The organism is Phenylobacterium sp. (assembly GCF_031181185.1).
In the GTDB taxonomy this organism is placed as follows: Bacteria; Pseudomonadota; Alphaproteobacteria; order Caulobacterales; family Caulobacteraceae; genus Phenylobacterium.
The window spans coordinates 1-7,266 of sequence record NZ_JAPSKZ010000178.1; the positions used below are offsets into that span (position 1 = coordinate 1).

The following is a 7,266-nucleotide window of genomic DNA, read 5'->3' on the forward strand; positions in this document are numbered from 1 at the left end:
GTCGAAGAAGCCCTCGTCGTCGAGGATCTCGCCGCCATCGCCCTTGAAGTACTGGCCCACCACGAAGGGGCCCTTGACCATCAGCCGGCCGAAGGTGGTCCCGTCGTGCGGCAGGCGCTTGCCCGCGTCGTCGACCAGCTTCATCTCCATGGCCACCGGCGGGCGGCCCTGCTTCAGCTTGTAGCGGATCTGCTCTTCCGGCGGCAGTTCGGCGGTCGCCGCGTTCATCGACGAGACCGTGCCCAGCGGCGACATCTCGGTCATGCCCCAGCCGTGCATGACGTCGACGCCGAATTCGTCGCGGAACCCGCGGACTATGGCTTCGGGCACCGCCGAGCCGCCGATCATCACCCGCTTCAGGGTCGTGACCTTGCCCTTGGTCTCGCGCAGGTGGGCCAAGAGCATCTGCCAGACGGTCGGCACGGCGGCCGAGAACGTCACGCCTTCGCTCTCGATCAGCTCGTGGACCGAGGCGCCGTCCAGCTTGGCGCCCGGCATCACCATCTTCGCGCCCACCGCCGGGCACGAGAACGCCAGGCCCCAGGCGTTGGCGTGGAACATCGGCACCACCGGCAGCACCACGTCCTTGGCCGACAGGTTCAGCACGTCCACGCTCATGGTCACCAGCGTGTGCAGGAAGTTCGAGCGGTGGGTGTAGAGCACCCCCTTCGGATTGCCCGTCGTGCCCGAGGTGTAGCAGAGCCCGGCCGGGGTGTTCTCGTCGAAGCCGCCCCAGACCACGTCCGCCGAGTTCTGCTCGACCAGGTCCTCGAAGCAGAGCGCGCCCGGCAGGTCGACGCCCTTCATGCCCTCGCGGTCCGTCATGACCACGATGTGCTTCACGGTGGGCATGTTGGCCCGCTCGGCCGCGATCACGGGCACGAAGGTCAGGTCGGTGAAGAGGACCTTATCCTCGGCGTGGTTGATGATGTAGCAGAGCTGCTCGACGAACAGGCGGGGGTTCAGCGTGTGGCACACCGCGCCGATGCCCATGATGCCGTACCACGCCTCCATGTGGCGGCCGGTGTTCCAGGCCAGGGTCGCGACGCGATCGCCCGGCTGCACGCCCATCGCCTTCAGCGCGTTCGAAAGCCGCCGCGCCCGCTCGTGCACCTGGGCGTAGGTGGTGCGCACGATCGGCCCCTCGACCGAACGGCTCACGATCTCGCGCCCGCCGTGCCAGTTCCTGGCGTGGTCGATGATCCGGTCGACCGTCAGCGGCCAGTTCTGCATCAAGCCCAGCATCACGCGCTTCTCCCCAACTAAACGCTTGTTAGTTGGCTCTAGGCTTAGAGAGCCGGCCGCGTTTAGGCAACGCGAGTCAGCGGCTTAGCGCGAGCGGGCGGCGCTCCACGTCCTGGCGGCGGCCTGGACCGAGCCCGAGGTGTCGACCCGCGTCCAGGGGATCGCCGGGTCGAGGGCGTCCAGCTGCTCGCGCAGCACCTCGACGGTCGCGTCCGAGGCGTCCCCCGTCCGGGTCGCCACCCGGCTTTCCAGCACCGGCAGCGGCGCCTCCAGCCAGACCCCCTCGAAGGGCGCGCCCAGCTCGGCCGCCAGCGCCTCGGCGCGGGCTCGCATCTGCGGACTGGTGAAGGTGGCGTCCAGCACCACCGCGCGCCCGGCCTGCAACAACGCCCGCGCGTTGGCGAACAGGGTGTCGTAGGTCTGGACGTAGAACTCCGGCGTATAGGCCTCGCGCGATACAGCCTGCGTCGGGGCGACGCCCAGGATGCGCTTGCGGATCTCGTCGGTGCGCAGCACCACCGCCCCGGGCGACGCGCCCAGCCCCGGCGCGGCGGCCCGCGCGAACGTCGACTTGCCCGAGCCCGAAAGTCCGCCCACCGCCACCAGCGAGGCCGCGCCCGGCGACAGGTGGGCGATCGCCGCCTCCACATAGGCGCGCGCGGTTTCGTCCCGGCCGCTGTGGGCCTCGACATGCGCCCGCACGCCCGCCCGCACCGACAGCATCAGCGGCAGGGCCGCCAGGCCCTCCCAAATGGCCTCCGAGAAGCTGCGCGCCGCCTCATCCAGGTAGGCGGACAGCACGCGCACCGCCGCATCGCGCCGGTCCCGGAAGTCCAGGTCCATCAGCAGGAAGGCCAGGTCGTACTGCACGTCCAGGTCTGACAGCAGGTCGTTGAACTCGATGCAGTCGAAGAGGACGGGCCGGCCGTCCTCCATCAGGATGTTCCCCAGGTGCAGGTCGCCGTGGCAGCGCCGGGAAAACCCCTGCGCGGTGCGCCTCGCCAGCAGCGGGCTCTGCCGCGCGAGCTCGGCCTCGGTCAGGGCGACGAGGCGCTCCACCCGCCCCTGGTCTAGCCCCGGACACGTCTCCCGCAGCAGCTGGGCGTTCGAGCCCACGGTGAACGCCAGCGCCGAGAGCCCGCCCTCGGGCCTCAGCGGCGCGGCGGCATGAAAGCCTGCGATGGTCCGGCCCAAGGCCTCGGCCAACTCCCCGTCGACGGCCTCCGGCTTGGCGGCCAGCACCTCGCGCTCGTCGAACCGGCGCATCTCCAGCACGTATTCGACGGGCGCGCCGCGGCCCTCCAGCGCCAGCGACCCGTCGGCCTCGCGCGTCACCGGCCGCACGGCGCGGTAGATGTCCGGCGCGGCGGTGCGGTTGAACTCCAGCTCCCGCTCCAGCGCCCATAGCCGCCGCTCGGCCGTCGAGAAGTCGGCGTAGCCCAGGTCCACGTGCCGCTTGATCTTCCAGGCGGTCTCGTCGGCCAGGAAGACATGGGCGCAGGCGGTGTCGATCTGGCGCGGCGCCCGCGCCTTCAGGAAGGCGATGACCTCGGCCTCGGTCGCGCCGCTCAAGGGAACAGCCTGTGGGTGGTCCAGCCGCCCTCGGCTGCCTCGAACACCAGCCGCTCGTGCAGGCGGAACGGCCGGTCGCGCCAGAACTCGATGGTCTCGGGCGCGACCCGGAAGCCCGACCAGTGCGGGGGCCGCGGCACCTTGCCCAGGCCGAACCGCAGGCCGGCCTCGGCGATCCGCTTCTCCAGGGCCAGGCGGTCTGGCAGCGGCCGCGACTGGTCCGAGGCCCAGGCGCCGATCTGCGTCGGCCGCGCGCGCGTGGCGAAATAGGCGTCCGCTTCTTCGGCGCTGACCGGCGTCACTGTCCCGCGCACCCGCACTTGGCGGCGCAGCGACTTCCAGTGGAACAAGAGCGCCGCCTTGGGCTGTCCGGCCAGCTGCCGCCCCTTGGCGCTCTCCAGGTTGGTGTAGAAGACGAAGCCCCGGGCATCGACGTCCTTCAGCAGCACCATGCGGACGTCCGGCATCCCCGTCTCGTCGACGGTGGCCACGGCCATGGCGTTGGCGTCGTTCGGCTCCTTGGCCAGGGCCTCCTGCAGCCAGGAGTCGAAGAGCTGGTAGGGGTCGGTCTCGGCCAGCAGCGGCGGCGGCTCGGCGGCGGCCACCTGGCGAACGTACTCGTCCTCGGACGGCGACGGCGGGATCAAGGTCTTGTCGGTCACGCCCCCGCATATACGCGGCCCGCGCGGAGCCCGCGAGATTTAACCGGGCCTTTAACCCTGTGTGCCAACGCTGAAGCTCGATGGCACGGCCCCGCCCCGAGATGACGCTGAGGATGGCGCGCGAGGTGCTGGGCGTAAGCTCGCTCTCCACTCCGGCCGAGGTCCGCGCCGCCTTCCGTGAGGCGGCGAAGCGCGCCCACCCCGACGCCGGCGGCAGCGACGGCGCCTTCCGCCAGGTGGTCGACGCCTACCGCCGGCTGCGCAATCCGATCATCGACGACGGCCTGGCTCCGCCGCCGGCCCGGCGCGCCGCCGCGCCCGCGGCCGATCCTCGCCTGACCATTGCCCCGATCACCGCCCTGCTGGGCGGCGTCGCCGAGCACCGCCTACCCGACGGCCGCACGATCCGCATCACCCTGCCCGCGGGCCTGCGCTGCGGCGACAAGGTCCGCGCCGGCGAGATCAGGCTCGAGGTCTATGTGAAGGCCGAAGGCGGCGTCCTGGTCCGCGGCCACGACCTCTGGATGACCGCCCATCTGTCGCCCGCGACGCTCAAGAAGGGCGGCCGGATCAGCCTCGAGACGCCGCTCGGCAAGCGCATCGTCTGGATCACCAAGAAGGCCTCCGAGCGCGGCCTGGTGCGGCTGGAAGGCCAGGGCCTGCCCGCCCGCGGCCGACATCCCAAGGGACACCTGTTCATCCGCCTGGCCCAGACCCAGGGCGCGACGGACAGCGCCGCCGTCTCTCTGCTCCGCCGCTTCGCCGCCGCCTGGGCGGCGTGAGCCGTTTGGCGAACCGGCTGCGGCCGGGCTAGAGAAGCCGCGCCATGTCGCACAACACCTTCGGCCACCTGTTCCGCGTGACCACCTGGGGCGAGAGCCATGGGCCGGCGCTCGGCTGCGTCGTGGACGGCTGCCCGCCCGGCGTGCCCCTGACCGAGGCCGACATCCAGCCGTGGCTGGACCGCCGCCGTCCCGGCCAGGGCAAGTTCGTCACCCAGCGCCAGGAGCCGGACGCCGTCCGCATCCTCTCGGGCGTGTTCCAGGACGACCGCACGGATGGCCAGGTCACCACCGGCACGCCGATCTCGATGCTGATCGAGAACACCGACCAGCGGTCCAAGGACTATTCCGAGATCGCCACCGCCTTCCGGCCGGGCCACGCCGACTACGCCTATTTCGCCAAGTACGGCGTCCGCGACTACCGCGGCGGCGGCCGCCAGTCGGCCCGCGAGACCGCCGCCCGGGTGGCCGCCGGCGCCATCGCCCGCAAGCTGCTGCCGGGCGTCACGATCCGCGGCGCGGTCGTGCAGATCGGCCCGCATGCCGTCGATCCCGAACGGATCGACTTCTCGGTCACCGGGGACAATCCCTTCTGGGCCCCCGATCCCGCGATCGTGCCGGTGTGGGAGCAGCACCTGGAGACGGTCCGCAAGTCGGGCTCGTCCACCGGCGCCGTCGTGGCCGTCGAGGCCGTGGGCGTTCCCGCCGGCTGGGGCGCGCCGATCTACGGCAAGCTCGACGCGGAACTCGCCGCCGCGCTCATGTCGATCAACGCCGCCAAGGGGGTGGAGATCGGCGCGGGCTTCGCCTCGGCCGCGCTGTCGGGCGAAGAGAACGCCGACGAGATGCGGATGGGGAACGACGGCCCGGTCTTCCTGTCCAACAAGGCCGGCGGCGTGCTGGGCGGCATCTCCACCGGCCAGCCGGTGACCGCCCGCGTCGCCTTCAAGCCCACCTCGTCGATCCTCACCCCGCGGCGGACCCTGAACGAGGCCGGCGAAGAGATCGAGCTGCGCACCAAGGGCCGCCACGACCCCTGCGTCGGCATCCGCGCCGTGCCCGTCGTCGAGGCGATGACCGCCTGCGTCCTGGCCGACGCCTGGCTGCGCCACCGCGCCCAGACCGGGGGCGACGCGCACGCGCCTGGGCCCCGGTCGTAAACCCGACATTAGCGACAGTATAAACAGAACAATAGACCACTGAACTCAGCGGTTTAGGCGCGTTTCAATCGGGCAACAGCATTGACCCGCGTTACGCGCCTACCTATTCAGCGCGCTCCGCCTCCGCCGTTTGCGCGCGCGGAGCCATCGGAGAGGGGCGTTCGAGCCACCGTTGCGGTACGACCTGCTGAAGATCCTGCTCGTCGACGACAACCACCACATGCGGGTGCTGTTGGCCGAGATCCTGCGCGCACTCGGCGTGAAGGAGATCTATGAGGCGAACGACGGGGCCGAGGGTCTGCAGATGATGCGCAAGCACGCTGTCGACATCGTGATGACCGACCTCTCGATGCAGCCGCTCGACGGCATCGACTTCGTCCGCCTGCTGCGCAATTCGCCGGACAGCCCCAACCAGCTGGCGCCGGTGATCATGATCACCGGGCACTCCACCTTCGCCCGGGTGAACGAGGCGCGCGACGCCGGCGTGAACGAGTTCCTCGCCAAGCCGCTCACCGCCCGGGGCGTCGTGGAGCGCATCCATCAAGTGGTCGAGAACCCCCGCCCCTACGTGCGGACCGACAGCTACTTCGGCCCCGACCGCCGCCGCCGCGCCGATCCTGAGTACAAGGGTCCGTTGCGCCGCGCGGCCGACGCCCTGAAGAAGTAGGCGCAACGATCCGCCGCAGGCGGGCGCCTCAATCCCGACCCGCGATTGCGGCTAGATGGCCGCGCAAGTCCGGGGAGTTCCAGATGACCTACGCCGCCCTCTTCCGCGTCGCCACGATGTGCGCCGTCGCCGTCCTGCTGCAGGGCTGCCTCGCCGTGGCCGCCACCAAGGCCGCTGTCGATGTGACGGGCGCGGTCGTCGGCACGGGCGTGAAGGCCACCGGCGCCGTCGTGGGCGCCGTCGTCCCCGGCGGCGGCGACAAGGACGAGGACTAGGTCCTACGCCACCGCCATCGCGCAGCTCTCGCCGATGGTCGGACGCGAGACGACGATCCGCGACAGGCCCGGGAACTGCGGCTTCAGGCGCTCGGCGAAATAGATGCAGATGTGCTCGAGCGTCGGGCGCTCCAGCCCCGGCTTCTCATTGAGCAGGCCGTGGTCCAGCTCGGCCGCCACCGCCTTGAGCGCCCCGTCCAGGTCGGCCAGGTCGGCGACCCAGCCCACCGGCTCCTGGGCCTGGCCGCGCACGGTGGCTTCCACCTTGAACGAATGGCCGTGCAGCCGCGAATACGGCCGGTTCTGCGGGCCGTCCTCGAAGTAGTGGGCCGCGTCGAAGGTGGCCGCCTTGGTGATCTCGAAAACAGGTTGGCTCATCGAAGTCGTGTCTGGGCGCCGCGCGCGGCGGCGCTAGGCGATGCCGAGGTATTTGTGGGTCTGGACGCTTAAACGCCACCGGGGGTGTGCGAGGCAATAGGCGATGGCGGCCTCGGTGTTCGCCACGCGGTCCGGCCCGTCCATCGGCTGCAGCAGGAAACGCTCGAAATCCAGGTGCTCGAACCGCTCAGGCGGCGCCTTGGTTTGCGGAAAGACCAGCTTCAGCTCCTGGCCGTGGGTCTGCACCACCGGGGCGTCGGCCTTGGGGCTGACGCAGATCCAGTCGATCCCATCCGGAACGGGCAGGGTGCCGTTGGTCTCGAGCGCGATGGAGAAGCCGCGGGCGTGCAGCGCGCCGATCAGGGCCTCGTTCACCTGCAGCAAGGGTTCGCCGCCGGTCAGCACCACCAGGCGGTTTTCGCGCCCACCGCGCCACTGCGCCTCGACCGCCGCGGCCAGGGCCTCGGCGTCGGCGAAGCGGCCGCCGCCCGGCCCGTCCATGCCCACGAAGTCGGTGTCGCAGAA

At 70.9% G+C, this 7,266-nt stretch carries 9 protein-coding genes; 4 read left to right on the forward strand and 5 right to left on the reverse strand.

Going from position 1 to position 7,266, the window contains the following annotated elements; genetic code table 11:
- The 3 genes from RIF93_RS16975 to pdxH all read right to left on the reverse strand — a co-directional run.
- A partial coding sequence (locus RIF93_RS16975; protein WP_309092634.1) for an AMP-binding protein occupies positions 1 to 1,245 on the reverse strand: 1,245 nt, incomplete at its 3' end.
- 84 nt (positions 1,246 to 1,329) lie between these two features.
- The gene (locus RIF93_RS16980; RefSeq protein WP_309092635.1) at positions 1,330 to 2,817 is read right to left on the reverse strand and encodes an AAA family ATPase; all 1,488 of its coding nucleotides are present in this window, start codon (positions 2,815 to 2,817) and stop codon (positions 1,330 to 1,332) included.
- Complete coding sequence (pdxH, locus tag RIF93_RS16985) at positions 2,814 to 3,479, reverse strand: pyridoxamine 5'-phosphate oxidase (protein WP_309092636.1); 666 nt, start codon at positions 3,477 to 3,479, stop codon at positions 2,814 to 2,816. Before pdxH ends, RIF93_RS16980 begins: the two co-directional genes overlap by 4 nt.
- 80 nt (positions 3,480 to 3,559) lie before the next feature.
- On the opposite strand from pdxH, the gene RIF93_RS16990 reads away from it, so the two are divergent.
- The 4 genes from RIF93_RS16990 (at position 3,560) to RIF93_RS17005 (ending at position 6,363) form a co-directional block, all read left to right on the forward strand.
- Positions 3,560 to 4,261, forward strand: a complete 702-nt coding sequence (locus tag RIF93_RS16990) for a DnaJ C-terminal domain-containing protein (protein WP_309092637.1) — start codon at positions 3,560 to 3,562, stop codon at positions 4,259 to 4,261.
- 44 nt (positions 4,262 to 4,305) lie between these two features.
- The gene (aroC, locus tag RIF93_RS16995; protein WP_309092638.1) at positions 4,306 to 5,421 is read left to right on the forward strand and encodes a chorismate synthase; all 1,116 of its coding nucleotides are present in this window, start codon (positions 4,306 to 4,308) and stop codon (positions 5,419 to 5,421) included.
- 172 nt (positions 5,422 to 5,593) lie between these two features.
- Entirely contained in the window at positions 5,594 to 6,088 is a 495-nt protein-coding gene (locus RIF93_RS17000) for a response regulator (RefSeq protein WP_309092639.1), read from the forward strand.
- A gap of 83 nt (positions 6,089 to 6,171) precedes the next feature.
- Complete coding sequence (locus RIF93_RS17005; RefSeq protein ID WP_309092640.1) at positions 6,172 to 6,363, forward strand: hypothetical protein; 192 nt, start codon at positions 6,172 to 6,174, stop codon at positions 6,361 to 6,363.
- Positions 6,364 to 6,366: 3 nt separating this feature from the next.
- On the opposite strand, the gene RIF93_RS17010 is transcribed toward RIF93_RS17005, so the two are convergent.
- Both RIF93_RS17010 and queE read right to left on the reverse strand, forming a co-directional pair.
- Positions 6,367 to 6,741: a 6-carboxytetrahydropterin synthase gene (locus RIF93_RS17010; RefSeq protein WP_309092641.1), complete on the reverse strand. Its 375-nt coding sequence runs from the start codon at positions 6,739 to 6,741 to the stop codon at positions 6,367 to 6,369.
- Positions 6,742 to 6,774: 33 nt separating this feature from the next.
- The coding region (queE, locus tag RIF93_RS17015) for a 7-carboxy-7-deazaguanine synthase (protein WP_309092642.1) at positions 6,775 to 7,266 on the reverse strand (492 nt) is incomplete at its 5' end.